The sequence below is a fragment of the Psychrobacter sp. DAB_AL32B genome, from assembly GCF_002224105.1.
Lineage (GTDB): Bacteria > Pseudomonadota > Gammaproteobacteria > Pseudomonadales > Moraxellaceae > Psychrobacter.
In genome coordinates this window covers 1-224 of record NZ_NEXU01000214.1, presented here as the reverse complement: position 1 = coordinate 224, position 224 = coordinate 1, and the positions used below count along the sequence as shown (strand labels likewise).

General features: G+C 47.8%; 1 pseudogene. It reads left to right on the top strand.

The features are described from left to right. Nucleotides 1-224: pseudogene (locus tag CAN34_RS14005) on the top strand (hypothetical protein); the annotation flags it as partial.

The following is a 224-nucleotide window of genomic DNA, read 5'->3' as shown; positions in this document are numbered from 1 at the left end:
CTGTTATACCGTCAGTCATGACGAGCCTGCGCAAATAAAAGTCAGCCAACAAGGCGGTTCGTGGGTGATGCAAATGAAAGAGCCCGCTAGTGCTAAGCGCGTTTGGGATGACGCTGAGTCGTTAGAAGTAATTGAGAATAGTGATATACCAACGTTTTTCTCTATTGATCCTGATAATGTTGACGCCGTCATTGGCCGTCCGGATAGAGTATTGGTGCTGGCTC